Annotated in this window: 14 protein-coding genes; 10 read left to right on the forward strand and 4 right to left on the reverse strand. The window is 60.7% G+C overall.

Translation table 11 applies throughout. The features are described 5' to 3' along the window. The first annotated feature begins 138 nt into the window (after positions 1 to 138). The 5 genes from hisS (at position 139) to EN932_RS11465 (ending at position 6,796) form a co-directional block, all read left to right on the forward strand. Positions 139 to 1,641, forward strand: coding sequence for a histidine--tRNA ligase (hisS, locus tag EN932_RS11445; RefSeq protein ID WP_127370257.1), 1,503 nt, complete (start codon positions 139 to 141; stop codon positions 1,639 to 1,641). Between the two features lie 60 nt (positions 1,642 to 1,701). Beyond that, the gene (locus EN932_RS11450) at positions 1,702 to 2,823 is read left to right on the forward strand and encodes an ATP phosphoribosyltransferase regulatory subunit (RefSeq protein WP_127385347.1); all 1,122 of its coding nucleotides are present in this window, start codon (positions 1,702 to 1,704) and stop codon (positions 2,821 to 2,823) included. Next, on the forward strand, positions 2,820 to 3,518 hold the full coding sequence (gene hisG, locus EN932_RS11455; protein ID WP_128368849.1) for an ATP phosphoribosyltransferase: 699 nt from the start codon (positions 2,820 to 2,822) through the stop codon (positions 3,516 to 3,518). The genes EN932_RS11450 and hisG overlap by 4 nt, the downstream gene beginning before the upstream one ends. 332 nt (positions 3,519 to 3,850) lie before the next feature. Then, positions 3,851 to 5,623, forward strand: a complete 1,773-nt coding sequence (locus EN932_RS11460) for an AMP-binding protein (protein ID WP_127369796.1) — start codon at positions 3,851 to 3,853, stop codon at positions 5,621 to 5,623. Positions 5,624 to 5,692: 69 nt separating this feature from the next. Beyond that, entirely contained in the window at positions 5,693 to 6,796 is a 1,104-nt protein-coding gene (locus EN932_RS11465) for a calcium:proton antiporter (RefSeq protein ID WP_127366006.1), read from the forward strand. Positions 6,797 to 7,232: 436 nt separating this feature from the next. Here the strand turns inward: EN932_RS11465 and EN932_RS38815 are convergent, their stop codons facing one another. The 4 genes from EN932_RS38815 to EN932_RS11475 all read right to left on the reverse strand — a co-directional run bounded on the left by EN932_RS38815 (position 7,233) and on the right by EN932_RS11475 (position 11,883). Continuing rightward, a complete protein-coding gene (locus EN932_RS38815) occupies positions 7,233 to 9,215 on the reverse strand; it encodes a hypothetical protein (RefSeq protein ID WP_245483271.1) in 1,983 nt (660 codons plus the stop codon). Continuing rightward, the gene (locus EN932_RS38820) at positions 9,125 to 10,519 is read right to left on the reverse strand and encodes a hypothetical protein (RefSeq protein ID WP_245483272.1); all 1,395 of its coding nucleotides are present in this window, start codon (positions 10,517 to 10,519) and stop codon (positions 9,125 to 9,127) included. The genes EN932_RS38815 and EN932_RS38820 overlap by 91 nt, the downstream gene beginning before the upstream one ends. Then, positions 10,516 to 10,872 (reverse strand): hypothetical protein, encoded by a 357-nt coding sequence (locus EN932_RS39705; protein WP_348629873.1) that lies wholly within the window; start codon positions 10,870 to 10,872, stop codon positions 10,516 to 10,518. The genes EN932_RS38820 and EN932_RS39705 overlap by 4 nt, the downstream gene beginning before the upstream one ends. A 333-nt stretch (positions 10,873 to 11,205) precedes the next feature. Continuing rightward, positions 11,206 to 11,883: an MIP family channel protein gene (locus EN932_RS11475; RefSeq protein ID WP_127369362.1), complete on the reverse strand. Its 678-nt coding sequence runs from the start codon at positions 11,881 to 11,883 to the stop codon at positions 11,206 to 11,208. A 181-nt stretch (positions 11,884 to 12,064) separates the two neighbouring features. Between EN932_RS11475 and EN932_RS11480 the strand changes: the two genes are divergently transcribed. From EN932_RS11480 to EN932_RS11505, 5 genes are all read left to right on the forward strand, one after another. Continuing rightward, on the forward strand, positions 12,065 to 13,354 hold the full coding sequence (locus EN932_RS11480) for an RsmB/NOP family class I SAM-dependent RNA methyltransferase (RefSeq protein ID WP_063170136.1): 1,290 nt from the start codon (positions 12,065 to 12,067) through the stop codon (positions 13,352 to 13,354). A 140-nt stretch (positions 13,355 to 13,494) separates the two neighbouring features. Further along, positions 13,495 to 13,953: a PaaI family thioesterase gene (locus EN932_RS11490; RefSeq protein ID WP_013530371.1), complete on the forward strand. Its 459-nt coding sequence runs from the start codon at positions 13,495 to 13,497 to the stop codon at positions 13,951 to 13,953. A 141-nt stretch (positions 13,954 to 14,094) separates the two neighbouring features. Beyond that, entirely contained in the window at positions 14,095 to 14,763 is a 669-nt protein-coding gene (locus EN932_RS11495; protein ID WP_064994667.1) for a 5'-methylthioadenosine/S-adenosylhomocysteine nucleosidase, read from the forward strand. A 48-nt stretch (positions 14,764 to 14,811) separates the two neighbouring features. Next, positions 14,812 to 16,374 carry a glutamine-hydrolyzing GMP synthase gene (gene guaA / locus EN932_RS11500; RefSeq protein ID WP_024502342.1) on the forward strand — a complete coding sequence of 521 codons (1,563 nt, stop codon included), beginning with the start codon at positions 14,812 to 14,814 and terminating at the stop codon, positions 16,372 to 16,374. 246 nt (positions 16,375 to 16,620) lie between these two features. Then, on the forward strand, positions 16,621 to 17,360 hold a 740-nt coding region (locus EN932_RS11505; RefSeq protein WP_127385604.1), incomplete at its 3' end, for a helix-turn-helix transcriptional regulator.

Below are 17,360 nucleotides of genomic sequence, written 5' to 3' on the forward strand. Positions count from 1 at the left end.
GCGGCATCGCCTTCTCTCATCGGCAGCGCCAGAGGTCTGACCCTTGCCGCATCCGACCTCTTCGGTTAGGACACCCGCGTTGCGAAAATCGCAACATTGCCGACCTGCAAGCATCATAAAACGCCGAGCAAACACCCCATGGCCGATAAATCGGAAAAGACGAAAGCGCGACTGCCGCGCGGCTTTGCCGACCGCAGCGCCGAGGACATCCGCGCCGTCGAGAAGATGATGGCGACGATCCGCTCGGTCTATGAGCTTTACGGTTTCGAACCGGCCGACCAGCCGCTGATCGAATACACCGATGCGCTGGGAAAATTCCTCCCCGACCAGGACCGGCCGAACGAAGGCGTGTTCTCCTTCCAGGATGACGACGACCAGTGGCTGTCGCTGCGCTACGACCTGACCGCGCCGACGGCGCGTTATGTCGCCGAGAATTACGAGCGGCTGCCAAAACCTTACCGCAGCTATCGCTCAGGCTGGGTGTTCCGCAACGAGAAGCCCGGCCCCGGCCGCTTCCGCCAGTTCATGCAGTTCGATGCCGACACGATCGGCACGCCGGGTGTGGCCGCCGACGCCGAAATGGCCATGATGATGGCCGACGTCATGGAAGCGCTGGGCATCAAGCGCGGCGACTACGTCATCCGCGTCAACAACCGCAAGGTGCTGGATGGCGTGCTGGAGGCGATCGGCCTTGGCGGCGAGGAGAATGCCGGCCGCCGGCTGACGGTGTTGCGTGCGATCGACAAGCTCGACAAGCTCGGGCCGGAAGGCGTGAAGCTTTTGCTTGGCCCGGGCCGCTGGGACGGCGGCAAGGAGGGCGAAGGCGACTTCGCCAAGGGCGCCGGGTTGAACAATGGGCAAGCCGAGGCGGTTCTTCTCGCGACTGCGAGGACTATACAGGCCGGCCAGGATTCCATGGTCAGTTCGAACGCGATCTACCAGGAAGGCGTCGGCGAACTCGCCACGATTGAAGCGCTGGTCAGGGCGGCCGGATATGGCGAAGACCGGATTGCCATGGACCGCTCGGTCGTGCGCGGCCTCGAATACTACACCGGCCCTGTCTTCGAGGCCGAGCTTCTGGCCGAAATCCCCAACGAAGACGGCCAGATCGTGCGCTTCGGTTCGGTCGGTGGCGGCGGGCGCTACGATGGCCTCGTCTCGCGCTTTCGCGGCGAGCCGGTGCCGGCGACCGGTTTTTCCATCGGCGTCTCCAGGCTGATGACCGCGCTGAAGAACCTCGGCAAGCTCGATGCCTCGGACGTGATTGCGCCGGTCGTCGTGCTGGTGATGGACAAGGACACCGACAGCCTCGGCCGCTACCAGAAGATGGTGGCGGAGCTGCGCGCCGCCGGCATTCGGTCCGAAATGTATCTCGGCGGCGCCGGCATGAAGGCGCAGCTCAAATATGCCGACCGCCGCGGCTGTCCGGTCGCCATCATCCAGGGCGGCGACGAGCGCGCCAAGGGCGAGCTGCAGATCAAGGATTTGATCGAAGGCGCGCGCATGTCGGCCGAAATATCAGACAACGCCGAATGGCGCGCGGCGCGCCCGGCGCAGGTGACCGTGGCGGAGGGCGAGCTGGTCGCCGAGGTGAGGAAGATTTTGGCGGCGCAGGCCGAGGAGAGGGCACGTGGCAAGTAGAGGTCGCGTTGGCGCCTCTGGTTTGGGACCAGAGGGTCGTGCAGCACTGAGGTCAGCAAGTTGACCTCCCGCACCCCCGCCATCTCCACCGACATCACCAACCTCTTCGCCACGCGCAACACGCACGCCGTCGAGGTCGCCATATTGCAGCCGGCGGACCCCTTCCTCGACATGGCCGGCGAGGATCTGCGCCGCCGGATTTTCCTGACCGAAAGCGAGACCGGCCAGACATTGTGCCTGCGGCCGGAATTCACCATCCCGGTCTGTCTCGACCACATCAGCTCGCAGGCCGGCACGCCGCGCCGTTATTCCTATCTGGGCGAGGTGTTTCGCCAGCGCCGCGAAGGCGGCAACGAGTTCTTCCAGGCCGGCATCGAGGATCTCGGTGACCGCGATACCGCTGGAGCCGATGCCCGCTCGGTGGCCGACGCGCATGCGCTGCTATCGCTGGTGCTGCCCGGCCAGGCATTGGCGATCACGCTTGGCGACCAGACCATTTTCGAGGCGGTGCTGGCCGCCCTTGGCCTGCCGCGCGGCTGGCGCATGCGTCTTGCCCGCGCATTCGGCTCGGCGCCGATGCTTGAGGCGGCACTCGCCGATCTCGCCAACCCGCCGCGCAACAGCCAGCTCTCAGGTCCGGTCGCCGCTCTGGTCCTCGACGGTGATCTGGACGGTCTTTCCGCCCATATCGCCAGCGGCATGGAAGAGGCCGGCCTGTCGGCGTCCGCCGGACGCTCGCCATCCGACATTGCCCGGCGGCTGATCGAGAAAGCCGAATTGCGCAGCGTTCGGCTGTCGAGCGAGGCGTTTTCCGCGCTGAAGGATTTTCTGGCGATCGACGTTCCGCTTGATGGTGCGGCCCAGGCACTGGAGACCTTCGCCACCGGCGCAGGGCTGTCGCTCGATGTCGCGCTGGAAAAGTTCGCTGCCCGCGCCAAGGCGATCGAAGCGCATGGCTTGCCGGCCGATAAAATCCGCTACGACGCCGCGTTCGGCCGCCCGCTCGACTACTACACCGGCCTGGTTTTCGAAATCGCGGCGGACAATGGCGACCGGCCGCTGGTCGGCGGCGGCCGCTATGACCGGCTGCTGACCTTGCTTGGCGCCAAGACGCCGATCCCCGGCGTCGGCTTTTCCGTCTGGCTCGACCGCATCGAGGCGTTGCGGGACACGGCGCCATGATCACGCTGGCGATCCCATCCAAAGGCCGCCTGAAAGAGCAGGCGCTGGACGTGCTGGCCAAAGCCGGGTTAGCCGTCAGCCTGCCCGGCGACGAGCGCAAATACCACGCCCGCGTCGAGGGCCTGGACGATGTCGAAGTGGTGTTCCTGTCGGCTTCCGAAATATCAGGCGAGATCGGCCAGGGTGCCGTCGATCTCGGCATCACCGGCGAGGACCTGGTGCATGAAAACCTTGCCGACTGGGAGAGCCGCGCCGAAATCGTCGCCCGTCTCGGTTTTGGCCATGCCGATGTCGTGGTGGCCGTGCCGGACATCTGGCTCGACGTCGACACCATGGCCGACCTCGACGACGTCGCTGCCGATTTTCGCCAGCGCCATGGCCGGCGGCTGCGCATCGCCACCAAATACTGGCGGCTGACCCAGCAATTCTTCTCGCAGAAGCACGGCATCCAGGTCTACCGCATCGTCGAGAGCCTGGGGGCCACCGAAGGTGCGCCGGCGGCGGGTCTGGCCGATGTCATCGTCGACATCACAACCACCGGCTCGACGCTGCGCGCCAATCATCTCAAGGTGCTGGGCGATGGCCTCGTCCTGCGCTCGCAGGCCTGCCTGGTGGCGTCGAAGAAGACACGCGCGGCGGCCGATGAAGCGGTCCTGCGCGACATCGCGGCGAAGATGGCGGCTGCGGTCGGATAGCGGCGGGCCTTCGCCCGCTGCCCCTCAGGGCTTCGAACCCTGCTTGAAAACCCTGACGGCGGCCGTCCCGCGGTGTCGGTAGCCTTGCGCCGGGGTTTTCCTGTATAGGAATTATTTCCTTGACTGGTGAGGGCAGCTACGCTACATTTTTGCCCATGGTGCTGATTTGCGCCAGTGACCGCCGCCCAGGCGGGTTTTTGCGTTTGATGTTCATCAACCAACGGAGGCCCCGAAGCGTCGTGGGCCGGATCGTTGCCCTGCCACGACTATCGGCGGGATTTTCACCACCCCCTCAGGCTGATAGGCTCGGCCAATCCCGGGAGGAGAGAGCGATGCCGGTCAATCTCGACGAGCTGAAGAATGCCAGCAATCTGCGCGGACGCGGAGCGCGAGCGGGCGGTGTCTTCGTCGCACCCGTCGATGGTAGGGCGCATGTCTCTGGCGAACGCAGCGTGCCGCTGCTCGACAAGACCATCCCCGCGCTGTTTTCCGACACGGTCAGCAAATACGGCACGCTCGACGCCGCCGTCTTCGTCGACCAGGACAAGCGCTTCACCTGGAGTGAACTTTCGGACACGGTGGATGCGCTGGCCGCCGGCTTCCTGGCACTGGGCCTGGCAAAAGGCGATCGCGTCGGCATCTGGTCGCCCAACCGCTGGGAATGGCTGGTGACGCAGTTCGCCACCGCCCGCATCGGCCTGATCCTGGTCAACATCAACCCGGCCTACCGGTTGACCGAGCTCGACTATGCGCTGAACAAGGTCGGCTGCAAGGCGCTGGTCACCGCTGCCAGGTTCAAGACGTCAGATTATCTCGGCATGATCGAGACGCTGGCACCCGAGATCGCCAAGGCCACGCCGGGCAAGCTCAAGGCACAAAAACTGCCGGCGTTGAAGATCGTCATCCGCATGGGTGACGAGAACTCGCCCGGCATGTTCAATTTCGGTGATGTGCTGGCCATGGCCGGGCGTGACGAGCATGACAGCCTCGACCGCATCTCTGAGAAGCTGAAGCCGGGCGAAGCCATCAACATCCAGTTCACCTCAGGCACCACGGGAGCCCCCAAGGGCGCGACGCTGACCCACGGCAACATCGTTAACAACGGCAACTTCGTCACTTCGGCGATCAAGCTGACCGCCGACGACCGGCTCTGCATACCAGTGCCGCTCTACCACTGCTTCGGCATGTCGATGGGCACGATGGGTTGCGTCTCGAAAGGCGCCACCATGGTTTTCCCGGGAGAAGGGTTCGACGCCGGCGCCACGCTGAAGGCGATGGCTCAGGAACGCTGCACCGGGCTCTATGGCGTACCGACCATGTTCGTTGCTCTGCTGGATCATCCGGATTTTTCCGCCTTCGATCTCTCCAGCCTGCGCACCGGCATCATGGCCGGTTCGCCATGCCCGATCGAGGTGATGAAAAAGGTGGTGTCGCTGATGCATATGGAACAGGTGACCATCGCCTACGGCATGACCGAGACCAGCCCGGTGTCGTTCCAGAGCGGCGTCGACGACCCCTTGGAAAAGCGCGTCTCGACCGTCGGGCGGATCCACCCCCATGTCGAGGTCAAGGCGGTCGATGCCGATGGCGCTACAGTTGCGGTCGGCGTACCGGGCGAGCTTTGCACGCGCGGCTATTCGGTGATGAAGGGTTACTGGGACGACGACGACAAGACCCGCGAGGCGATCGACGCCGACGGCTGGATGCACACCGGCGACCTCGCCACCATCGACGCCGAGGGCTATTGCAACATCGTCGGCCGGGTCAAGGACATGGTCATCCGCGGCGGCGAGAACGTCTATCCCAGGGAGGTCGAGGAATTCCTCTACCGCCATCCAAAGGTCAAGGAGGTGCAGGTGTTCGGCATTCCCGACGCCAAATATGGCGAGGAGCTGTGCGCCTGGATCGTGCTCAAGCCCGGCCAGATCGCCACCGAGCAGGAGGTCAGAAACTTCTGCGCCGGCCAGATCGCCCATTACAAGATCCCCCGCCACATCCGCTTCCGCACCGAATTGCCGATGACGGTGACCGGCAAGCCGCAGAAGTTCCTGATGCGCGAGGCGATGGTGGAGGAGCTGGGCTTGGTGGCGCAGAAGACGGCGTGAACGGGTGAACGCTTCGATCTGTCGGTGCGCGAATGCAGCCACGGTTCGCAGCAGCGCGCAGGGGCTTGCATGAGCGGTTTCGGACGTTCGGTGACTTCATATGCGATGCCGCTGGCCGCCTTGGTCATGGCTGTCGCCGTCAGGGCAGGCGGGCTGTCGGCGGACGAAGGTTCGCTGGGCGTCAGGATACTCGTCGGAGCGCTTTCGAGTGCGATCATGTTCACCACCATTTTCGTGGTGCTCGACCACGCCGAGGCTGTGGCTCGGCGTGTAGGAGAGCCCTACGGCACATTGGTGCTGACTTTTGCCGTGACGGCAATCGAGGTGTCGATCATCGTTTCCATGATGCTGCATGGAGAGAACAACCCTACGCTTGCACGTGAGTCCGTCTTTTCAACGGTGATGATTGCATCCACCGGCGTCGTCGGCACGTGTCTTGCGCTTGGCGGCTGGCGCCATCGCAAGCAGGCAATTGTTCGACAAGGGACCAGCGCATATTTGGCGGTTCTGATCGCGCTGACCATCATGACGCTTATTCTGCCAACCTACACACAAGCTACGGGGCCGGGCACATTTTCGGCAGCTCAACTTGGCTTTGTGAGCGTGCTTTCGGTGCTGCTTTATGCAAGTTTTGTGTTCGCGCAGACCGTCCGCCACCGGGAAGACTTTGTCGAAGGGCAGGCCCACGGCGTTTCGCTGCGGACTGCCCCTCACGAAAGCGTCTTTGCCGGCGCATTGCTGCTTTTGATCGGCCTGATCGGCATTGTCATGCTCGCCGAGCAGGTCGCGGCAAGCGTCGAAGATACGCTCGTTGCCTACCAAGTGACCCAGGCTGACAGCATTGTGGGGGCAATGATCGCCGGGCTGGTGTTGATGCCGGAGGCCATTTCGGCGGTTCGCGCTTCACTCAACAATGAGCTGCAACGCGGTTTGAATGTCGCGATGGGTTCCGCTTGCGCCACAATCGGTTTGACAATACCGGCGGTCGCAGCCGCCAGCCTGCTGACGGGCAGAGGGTTAACCCTGGGGCTTCCAGCGACTGACACAGTGCTTTTGATTTTAGCGCTCTTCATATGCAATGTGAGCTTTAGTACTGAAAGAACAACATTCTTGACGGGCGCTGTCCATATCGTGGTATTTCTTACATATATATTTCTTATATTTGTGCCATGAAAGATTTGGCTCGGGCAGGCGCTTGGGTGAGGCGATGAGACCGCCCGTCAACGGACTGCTTGGGTTCATCAGTCTGGAAGCCGACAGCGAGCTGCAGACGACCGACCTTTGCTTGAGATGACGTTTCCGCTTCCGCGCCGAATTGCCGGTGACGGTGACCGCCGGAGAAGTTTGACGAGGCGATGGTGGAGGAACTGGGGCCGGTGGCGGAAGGAACGGCTTGCGGGCTGGCTGCCTTGTGCCAACTGCTGACGCGCGGCGCGCCTCAAATGGGGCCGCAAGCAGACTGTCAGGTTTAGCGAATTGGCGTCTGGTGAACTGATTTTTGGGAGAACCAACAACCTGGTTAGCCGCCGGTAGGAATTCCAAACCACCAATCTAATGGCATCTCATTGAAACCTGCCGTCTATTAGAAGACTGTATCACTACCAGTTTTTCATCGCCTCTTGAGATTTACGCGTATCTCATCACCCAGGAACCAACCACCTCCCTCGCTCCACGAAGAGATGATTCCGCGAGTCTCAAGCCATTGGACCAATGCACGATTTTCATCTGATCTTGGCAATCTTGGAGTGTGATATCCTGTCGTGATCTCAGAGAACGGATCTGGAAGCGCCGCAAGCACCTCGCGCGCTTCGTCGACCGCGATAGTCGAGTGAAACTTGTTGAACAGGGAAATCTGCGTCTCAACGGGCCTTGAATTCAGGATCAGTGACCGCGCTTTAGCCGCATCAATGCCGGATATACGAACGTTGGTGCGGTCAAGAATCGGGCCTATGAGCGCCGCTCGTTTGGGCAGTTCCGTTAGCGTATTCAAATCCATCAGGTCGATTATCGCGCGCTTATCGTCATCTGTTATGTCGGCTTGAAGAAGCCCTTCTCGGAAGACGTCGTCGAGACCGAACATTTCGGGATCGGTGAGATAAGCTTCGATGTTTTCTGCCATGAAAAGGACCGGCAAGTCTGTATTGACATCTAGGCTTTCAAGGGTCTCCTTTGAAAAGGTGATCTTGCGCTCCTCTATGAGAATAGTAAGCTTCGAAGAATCGAGGCTTTTGGGAAAATTCTTAAACGTATTGGGCAACGCTCGGACATATTCCCGGTAACTGTCATCGCTCAGTGCATTCGCGATAACAAGGAATTGGCGTAGCGGCAGTGTCTCGGGACCGTTACGCAGACTGTGCTTCAGAATTACCGCGCGCACATCTTTCCGATCAAGATAGGCCACCAGAGTTTCCGCTGCGAAGCCACTGCCTCCCATGAACGAGATACAATTGTCCCATGTCGGCGCGATACGTCGCAGCTCAAATACCGAGGCGTGCAATTTCTCCGGAACACCCTCCAGCGCTGGCAGGAGAGCCGTCTGTCGACCGAGAAATTCACGAAGATTGTCTTCGTCAAGTTCCTCACGACCTAGGAGATCGGTTATGGCTGCCGCATCTTCTTCAGAATTGTCGTGAAGCTCAAGGAGCACGTCGCTAAGATAGATATCAAGATCGCGTTCGACCCTGGTGATCAAGGCAGGATCTGTGAGCGAACGCAGCGTAGTGTAATTGCGCTCGCGAAACGCCATGAGATTGGTCTCGCCCATGACCTCGCGATAGATGTGTTCCACATTGGCAATCGAGAGTTTAAAAAGGCCACGTCTTACCATGAAGCGCACGATGCCGGTGAACTTTCCTATTGCCGGAAGGTCTCGAACCTCGAAGCCAATGCGCTCGAGGCGTTCGGGTGCCAAGTCAGGTGCAAGTGCCAGAATTTCAGGGAGCTTCGCCGCGACGAAATCAGGGAACTCGTCGCCATCGCGTGCTAGTGTTTCTAGCGCCCTTTCCGGCAGATTGGTTACCAACTGTGTGATATGGGAAAGACTGCGCTTGCTGGCGATTGCCGTCGGAACGAACTGCCTCCATTCGTCAGCCAGGCGGGAAAGCAACTTGGGGACGGCGCGTCCCGTGGCGTAGTAGGCCTCTAAGAAATCTTCGCAGCCTTCGAACTGGGACGCGATGAACTCGAAAAACTTACAAGTCTGATCGCTGTACCGGCTCGCCTCGTTTAGAAGGCAGTCAACCAATTTGACGTTAAGAACATAGCTTTGCCCGAAGTCCGCTTCGCGCATAGCTGCGATGACCTCATTTGGGTTGTCAATCTGAAAGTCGGGGTCGGGGGTAAAGAACGCCCGTATCTGGATCAGAAACTTGTTGTCATTAGGCGACAGCCGGCCAGAATGGAACAGTGACGTATATTGATAGTACGTATCGTCGAGATGGCCTTCTAGAATCAAGAAGCGAGCCAACTCGCCCTTCTCGCCGAAGCCGTCGAAAAGGTCAGTCACAGGGTCGGCGCTTGAACGCACGAGTTCATTGAACTTGGCTGTTCGAAGCGTCGCGATCTTCGCTCTAAGCTCGCGAATCCGTTGCAAGCTCTCGCTCTTGTTGGCCTCAGATTTGCTTCAATTTCCGCCTTCCGCTGAAAGTAGGTTTTCTCGCTATCCACTTCGTTCTGCAAGGCCGAGATATCAATCCGCTGTCCCCTATTATAGACATCGCGGAAGGTAATCTGAGGAAGTGCGATTAACTGTTCAAACGCGTCGTGCCCAACGAGCGAGTGAAGTGCGATCCAAGACTGCCCGTCAAGGCTGATGCTATTGACGTTCGCAGGAAGCATCTGAACGAGCGTCATTGCGTAGATTTGGCGCAATTCTTTCAGGTCAGAGGGTGTCTGCCTTACGGCAATGTCAATCTTTCGTTCGATTTCCGCTATCTCTGCCTTACAGGCCACCTCCTCGTGCGCAACGAGTTCATCGTGGCGGCCCAGAATGTCAGCGAGATTGCCTTCGCCTCGGTGCAGTTGTTCGAAATCCCTGGGGTAGACGTTCTTATAAATCAGGACCGCAAGAAGCTTGTTGGCGTTGAGAGTATTTTCGTCGTCGGTCTCCAAATTGGCGACGTAGATGGCGTATTCATTGAATATATTCTGAATAAGTCTCAAGTCGTCTAGATACCGTGAGACCTCTCGAAGGAACTGTCGATCAAGACGACCGTCGAGTTCAAGCCTCTTTCCCTGCTCCAGGACCATATCAATCGAGTTCGAAGCGTTTATGATGGGAATAACAGGAATGACGAATTCGAAGAATTTGGTCCGGTCTGTATTAACAAATACGTCGTCGCGCAGAGCGTAAAGAAATCTAATAGTTCGCCTGACTCCCGCGTTCGCATTCACCAAGCCGTTGATTTCACGCAACGTCACGAATATTTCTGCATCTTCGAATCGGTCCAGATCCTCAATGATTACGAGATCATATTCCGTTGCCTGAAAGAAGTAGATAATTTCATCCAAATGACGGTTAAGTATTGAATCGAGATTGTCTGATGCGGGCCTTATTTCTATGTCTTTTAGAGAGATGCTTTTGAGTGACAGCCCAAAGCTGGCGACATAAAATTTGTGCAGCGCAACCCACAAAAAAAGCAACGAGAACCCGAATATTGTGAAATTAGGCCAATTGCTGAATTCGAGTGGATCGAAAAAGGTGCCGCTGACTATCGCTTCCCGCTTTGTGAATACGTACCAAATCGAAAGTAAGCCGAACATAATGTACAGCGATCTGAAGATCGACAGGACGCCAGGGGATTGAATTCGCTTAAAGCGCGACAGTGGAAGTTTGTTGGCATCTGCACCATACAGCATTTGCTGCAGTATGCTTCTTTCAATCTCCTGCCGGCTCACTTTGAGACTTGGGGTGCTAGCTTCTTTGTCGCCTGGTGGCTGGCCTCTTTCACGAACGCCGCGAGAGATATGTGAAGTGAAGGTCTTCGGTATCTTTTCAGGAACGATTGGATGATGCTGCTTTTTCCTGAACCATAAGGCCCCGTCAGCGCTATATTGTTCACCTTCGGGTCTGTCGTCGCGAAGAGCAAAGCTTCGGAATATACACCGGCCTTGTCAGCTTGGTCGGTCGGTGCGAGATTTACAAATTTTGCTTTTGTGACGGCGGGTCGACCAATACCTTCCAAGAGGGCCCCGAAACTAGTGAACCAGCTACCCAGCGAATTTGTTAATGTTGGAATTCGTTTAGCCATAAGTAACCTAAATATCACTGGTCCAAGCGACAAATATCACTGAGGAGCCGGAAAACACCTACTTTTCATCTCCAAGAACTCCGCATTTGGGAATCGATCAGTAAAGTCCCGCCGCCCGCAATCATAGCGGGAAGTAGCCATAGACAATAGCCTCGATGATTGGCAGCTTTCGGGCGCTCACGGTATCAGCCGCAACGACCGAGATTGGGCGCAAAGCTGGCATCTAAGGCCGAGCTATTAAGTCGTCATTGGGGACAAGACTTGACGGCTCGTGCCAGTCGCTCAGGCGCGGGCCATGGCCCGCGCCTTCGCATATTCAGCCTTCCAAAGAGCTCAGTCCTTCTCGAAGATGCGCGCCTTGGCGACGACACCGGCAATGGCGCCGCCGATCAGCGGTGCCACGATGAACAGCCAGAGCTGGCCGATCGCCGCAGTTCCCGAAAACAGCGCCGGACCGATCGAGCGGGCCGGGTTGAGCGACGTGCCGGTCACCGGGATGATGGCGAAGTGCAGCCCTGCCAGCGTCAGGCCGATGACCAGTCCGGCGAACGCCGTCGAGTGCTTTTCGGCCGTGACGCCAAGGATCACGGTGACGAAGGTGAAGGTGCCGATCACTTCCCACAGGAAGGCCGAACTGACACCCCATTTCGTCATATCCCAGCCATTGGCGCCGAAGCCGGTGGTGTGTCCGCCAACCTGGCCGGAGACGATGATCCACAACGCCAGTGAAGCAAGGACGCCGCCGATGACCTGCGCGATCCAGTAGGGGATGACGTCCTTGGCCGGCAGCCGGCCGGCAAGGAAGACGCCGAGCGTCACCGCCGGGTTGAGATGCGCGCCCGAAATGGGGCCGATCGCATAGGCCGCGGCGATGAGGCCGATGCCGAACGCCAGACCGATGCCTTCCTGGCCAAGCGGCAGCGCGCCGCCGAAGCCGCCCGTCACCACAGAAGCCGTACCGATGAACACCAATAGAAATGTGCCTAGAACTTCCGCCAGATAAGTCTTCATTGCCCTCTCCTCGTGTCGATCCGCCGGTTCACCTTTTCGCGCCGCGAATCACAATCGGAAGAGTATTCGCAACCAGAAAAGTTGGAAAGCAGAGCGGTTGTGCCGGCCGACCTGCTTGTGCGCGCCGGTTGCGCGCTCTAGAGCAGGGCCGGAATAATTTTCTGCGTGACGGAACAAGACAATGCGACTGGGCGGAAGGCTGGCTGCGGCCATCGAAGTGCTGGAAGACATCGGCCGGCGCCACCGGCCGGTGGCGGACGCGCTGAAGGATTGGGGCCTGTCGCATCGCTTCGCCGGCGGCGGCGACCGTGCGGCCATCGGCAACATCGTCTATGACGCCTTGCGCCACAAGCGTTCCGCGGGCTGGCTGCTGGGGCAGGACACGCCGCGCGCCATTGGCTTCGGCGCCCTGCTGCTCGAATGGGGGCAGACGGCCCAGTCGCTCAACGAGGCGCTGGATGGTGACAAGTTCGCACCGCCGCTGCTGACCGCCGCCGAGCTTCAGGCCATCGCCGACGGTCGGCTCGCCGATGCGCCGGACGCGGTGCGGGCGGACGTTCCCGACTGGTGCGCGCCGCTTTTCGAGCGAGCCTTCGGCCCGAGTTGGGCCGACGAGGGCGCTGCACTGGCGACGCGCCCGCCGCTCGACCTCAGGGTCAACACCTTGCAGGCCAACCGCGACAAGGTGCTGGCCGAACTGACGGGAACCGGCGCCAAACCCGCGGCAATCGCCCCGCACGGCATCCGCATTCCACCGATCGACGGCGATGGCCGGCACCCGAATGTGCAGGCCGAACCGGCCTTCCAGAAGGGCTGGTTCGAGGTCCAGGACGAAGGCTCGCAGATCGCGGCCGCCCTTGCCGGGGCCGAAGCCGGCATGCAGGTGCTGGATTTCTGCGCCGGCGCCGGTGGCAAGACGCTGGCACTGTCGGCTTCGATGGAAAATCGTGGCCAGATCTTTGCCCATGATGCGGAGAAAGCACGGCTGGCGCCGATCTTCGACCGCATCCGTCGTTCGGAAAACCGCAATGTGCAGGTGGTCACCAAGCCCACGGAACTCGCGCCGCTCGGCAACCACATGGACATCGTGCTGGTCGACGCGCCCTGCACCGGCAGCGGCACGTGGCGGCGCCGCCCCGACGCCAAATGGCGGCTGACGCAGAGGCAGCTCGATACCCGCAAGGGCGAACAGTCGGCGATCCTCGATGCGGCCAAAGCCTATGTCAAACCGGGCGGCCTGCTGGTCTACATCACCTGCTCGGTGTTTGATGAGGAGAATGGCGAGCAGATCGCGGCCTTTCGGGACCGTAACAGCGGCTTTGTTCCCGTCGACCACCGCCAGCTCTGGGACAGCCGTTTTCCCGGCCATCCGGCAGCCGCGCGCATCGGCGCCAAAGGCGACATCTCGCTGTCGCCGGCGCTGAGCGGCACCGACGGGTTTTACTTCTGTGCATTGCGCAGGTCGGCCTGAATCCGATCGGATGTCGCCAATTCCTCGCGGATGCGTGGCGCCAGCCGGCAGGCCAGGCCGATTGTGCAGTGCAGCAAAAGCATTTGCCTGCCGTCCATGCCTCTGCAATAAGCTTATCCGCATAAAGGAAGGCAGCGGCCATGGCAGCAAAGATCGTACCCGCCCCCGACTATGAGGATCGCGTCAGGACCTCCTTCGCGCGCCAGAAGGCGATGGCCACGATCGGCGCCGAACTGACGCTGGTGACGCCCGGCATCATCGAGATCGAGATGCCTTATTCGGCGGCACTCACCCAACAGCACGGCTTCCTCCATGCCGGCGTCATTTCGACGGCGCTGGACTCGGCCTGCGGCTATGCCGCCTTTTCGCTGATGCCGGAAAATTCCGGCGTGCTGACCATCGAGTTCAAGGTCAACCTGCTGGCGCCGGGCAGGGGCGAGCGCTTCCTGTTCCGCGGCTCGGTGACCAAGCCAGGCCGCACCATCATCGTTGCCGACGGCCAGGCCTACGCCTTTGCCGCCGACGGCGAGGCCAAGCTGATCGCCACCATGACCGGAACGATGATGACGGTGGTCGGGCGTGATGGCATAGAAGGGTGAGTGGCCGGTTCGCCGCAGGCGAATTCATCGTGCCGGTGGCACGATGAAAGGCCACGGACGCCGGGAGCTGCCGGAGGCAGCGGGTCCCGGCGAGCGGCGGCGCAGATAAGCAGGTGATCGGGCGGAGAGGAGCAAATCATCATGACCGATAAAATTCGCCGCCTGTCGGGCAAGGACGTCCTCTTCGTCATGGCGGCGCAGGCCGAATACGGTCCGCATCTCAAGCAGCTGTTCACGCCATTGATGACAGGTGTCGGTCCGGTCGAGGCCGGCGTCAGGCTAGGCGCTGAACTCTCCTGGCTGAAGTCGCAAAAAACCCTGCCCGACCTCGTCGTGTCGCTCGGCTCAGCCGGCAGCCGGACGCTGGAGCAGACGGGAATCTACCAGGCGGTTTCGGTCAGCTACCGTGACATCGACGCTTCGCCGCTCGGCTTCGAGAAGGGTGCCACACCCTTCCTCGAACTGCCGGTGATCGTGCCATTGCCCTTCAAGATACCTGATATCAAGCAGGCGACGCTATCGACCGGCGGCGCGATCATCACCGGTGCGGCCTATGATGCTGTTAACGCCGACATGGTCGACATGGAGACCTTCGCCTGCCTGCGCGCCTGCCAGTTGTTCGACATTCCGCTGATCGGGCTGCGCGGCATTTCCGACGGGGCGGCGGATCTCAGGCATGTCGGCGACTGGACCGAATATCTTGAAGTCATCGATGAGAAGCTGGCGGAGGCCGTCATGCGGCTCGAACAGGCCATCGGTTTGGGCACGCTTCTGAAAGATTCGCCGCATGAAGACGCCAGACCGCTCTGAAACTCGCAACCCATTGCGTCGACTCATTTCTTTCTCTAAACGCTCGCCATGAAAACAGCCAATCATCCCGATACCGTCCTGATTGTCGATTTCGGCAGCCAGTTCACCCAGCTCATCGCCCGCCGCATCCGCGAGGCCGGCGTGTTTTCCGAGATCGTGCCGTTCCAGTCGGCCGAAGCGGCATTCAAGCGCATCAATCCGAAAGCCGTGATCCTGTCCGGCGGCCCGGCTTCGACCGGCGATATAGGCAGTCCGCGCGCGCCGCAGATCGTCTTCGACGCCGGCGTGCCGGTGCTCGGCATCTGTTACGGCCAGATGGCCATGTGCGTGCAGATGGGCGGCGTCGCCGAAAGCTCCGACCATCGCGAATTCGGCCGCGCCTTCGTCGAGATCCAGAAGGACAGCCCGCTGTTTGAGGGCCTGTGGGCGCCCGGCCAGCGCCACCAGGTGTGGATGAGCCATGGCGACCGCGTCATCTCCTTGCCCAACGGCTTCGAGGTGTTCGGCAAATCGGAGGGCTCGCCCTTCGCCATCTTCGGCAACATCGAGCGCAAGATGTACGGCATCATGTTCCACCCCGAGGTGGTGCATACGCCCGACGGTGCCCGGCTGCTCAGGAACTTCGTCCACAACATCGCCGGCATCGAGGGCGACTGGACCATGCGCGCCTACCGCGAGCACGCGGTCGAGGCGATCCGCAAGCAGGTCGGCAAGGGCAAGGTCATCTGCGCGCTGTCGGGCGGCGTCGATTCCTCCGTTGCCGCGCTGTTGATCCACGAAGCGGTCGGCGACCAACTGACCTGCATCCTTGTCGACCACGGCCTGATGCGCAAGGACGAGGCCGCGGGCGTGGTGGCGATGTTCCGTGAGCACTACAATTTGCCGCTCATTCTGGTCAACGCGTCGGACCGTTTCATCGACGCCCTCGAGGGCGAGTCGGATCCGGAGAAAAAACGCAAGACCATAGGCCGGCTGTTCATCGAGGTGTTCGAGGAAGAGGCCAAGAAACTCGGCGGCGCCGAATTCCTGGCGCAAGGCACGCTCTATCCCGACGTGATCGAAAGTGTCTCCTTCACCGGCGGCCCGTCGGTGACGATCAAGTCGCACCACAATGTCGGCGGCCTGCCGGCGCGCATGAACATGCAGCTGGTCGAGCCGCTGCGCGAGCTGTTCAAGGACGAGGTCAGGGCGCTGGGCAAGGAGCTTGGCCTGCCCGAGAGTTTCATCGGACGCCATCCATTCCCCGGCCCGGGCCTCGCCATCCGCTGCCCCGGCGGCATCACCCGCGAAAAGCTGGAGATCCTGCGCGAAGCCGACGCCATCTATCTTGACGAGATCCGCAAAGCCGGCCTCTACGATGCCATCTGGCAGGCATTCGCCGTGCTGCTGCCGGTGCAGACGGTCGGCGTGATGGGCGACGGCCGCACCTACGAGTTCGTCTGCGCGCTGCGCGCCGTCACCTCGGTCGACGGCATGACGGCGGATTTCTACCACTACGACATGGCCTTCCTGGGGGCTGCTGCCACCCGCATCATCAACGAAGTCCGCGGCATCAACCGCGTCGTCTACGACGTGACGTCGAAGCCGCCTGGAACAATCGAGTGGGAGTAGGGGGATTAGGCGGCAACAACGTGGTTTCGGCTGGCCTCGCCCTATAGGATGCCGTCGGTTCGATCATCAGGCGGATTCTCCCAAGCCGAATGCGAAACTACTTCAAGGCAGCAGCTTATGATCCGGATGGAGCCAGATGTGTTCCAAATCTGCAAGTTTCGCTGCCGGAGACTTCAAATTTGGCTGGATTCATGTTAGTGTAAGTGCAATGTAGCACAAGACATACGCTGCCTGAAGATATGGCACATGCTCACGGAAATTGTCGACTCGCTTTATGAAGCAGCGTTCATTTCAGAAAAATGGCCCGCCGTTCTCGAGGGGGTCACCGGTGCTGCGGCGTCGAAGGGTGGGGCACTCTTTGTTTTCGCCGATGGATTGCCTGTCCGTGGCAAGGCGGTTCCGTCCCTGCAGGGCCTGATGAAGGAAGTCACGGCAGACGAGACGTTGCGGCTTTCCACCGCCGCCACGCGCATGAGCGAACTGCGGCCGGCAAGCTTCATCGATGTCGACAGCTTCATGACCCCACAGGAAATTCGGGACGATCCAGTGCGTATCCGGTTGCGCACACTGGGGCTCGGGGCAAATACCTGCGCGGCGATCCCGATGCCTAGCGGCGAGCTCGTTATGTTCGTATTCCAGCGCGGTCTGGAAGATGGCGCCTATGCACCGGAGCATCTTGGATTGCTCGACCGCTTGCGGCCCGACATGGCGCGCGCCAGCCTTGCCGCCACGCGCCTTGGCCTGGAGCGCGCCCGCGGCACGGTGAATGCCTTGGCCACGATCGGACTTCCGGCGGCCGTCCTCGCCGGCAATGGTCGCGTCAGGGCAACGAACACCCTGTTCGATCAGGAAAAGACGTTCTTCGTGGCGACGGCGTTCGGCGGTATCGCCCTTGCCAATCCGGAAAGCAACCGTTTGTTCCAGATGGCCGTGCAGGCTCGCGACGGCGAACCCGTTTCGCGCTCCATTCCGCTGCGCAGCGCCTT

Source organism: Mesorhizobium sp. M7A.F.Ca.US.002.01.1.1, from assembly GCF_004022955.1.
GTDB lineage: Bacteria > Pseudomonadota > Alphaproteobacteria > Rhizobiales > Rhizobiaceae > Mesorhizobium > Mesorhizobium ciceri.

Excerpts from the sequence above, each read along its gene's own strand:
- EN932_RS11480 (WP_063170136.1), top strand. The coding sequence starts at position 12,065 with ATGCGACTGGGCGGAAGGCTGGCTGCGGCCATCGAAGTGCTGGAAGAC.
- EN932_RS11495 (WP_064994667.1), top strand. The coding sequence starts at position 14,095 with ATGACCGATAAAATTCGCCGCCTGTCGGGCAAGGACGTCCTCTTCGTC.
- EN932_RS11460 (WP_127369796.1), top strand. The coding sequence starts at position 3,851 with ATGCCGGTCAATCTCGACGAGCTGAAGAATGCCAGCAATCTGCGCGGA.
- hisS (WP_127370257.1), top strand. The coding sequence starts at position 139 with ATGGCCGATAAATCGGAAAAGACGAAAGCGCGACTGCCGCGCGGCTTT.
- EN932_RS39705 (WP_348629873.1), bottom strand. The coding sequence starts at position 10,872 with ATGGCTAAACGAATTCCAACATTAACAAATTCGCTGGGTAGCTGGTTC.
- EN932_RS11490 (WP_013530371.1), top strand. The coding sequence starts at position 13,495 with ATGGCAGCAAAGATCGTACCCGCCCCCGACTATGAGGATCGCGTCAGG.
- EN932_RS11475 (WP_127369362.1), bottom strand. The coding sequence starts at position 11,883 with ATGAAGACTTATCTGGCGGAAGTTCTAGGCACATTTCTATTGGTGTTC.
- hisG (WP_128368849.1), top strand. The coding sequence starts at position 2,820 with ATGATCACGCTGGCGATCCCATCCAAAGGCCGCCTGAAAGAGCAGGCG.
- EN932_RS11465 (WP_127366006.1), top strand. The coding sequence starts at position 5,693 with ATGAGCGGTTTCGGACGTTCGGTGACTTCATATGCGATGCCGCTGGCC.
- guaA (WP_024502342.1), top strand. The coding sequence starts at position 14,812 with ATGAAAACAGCCAATCATCCCGATACCGTCCTGATTGTCGATTTCGGC.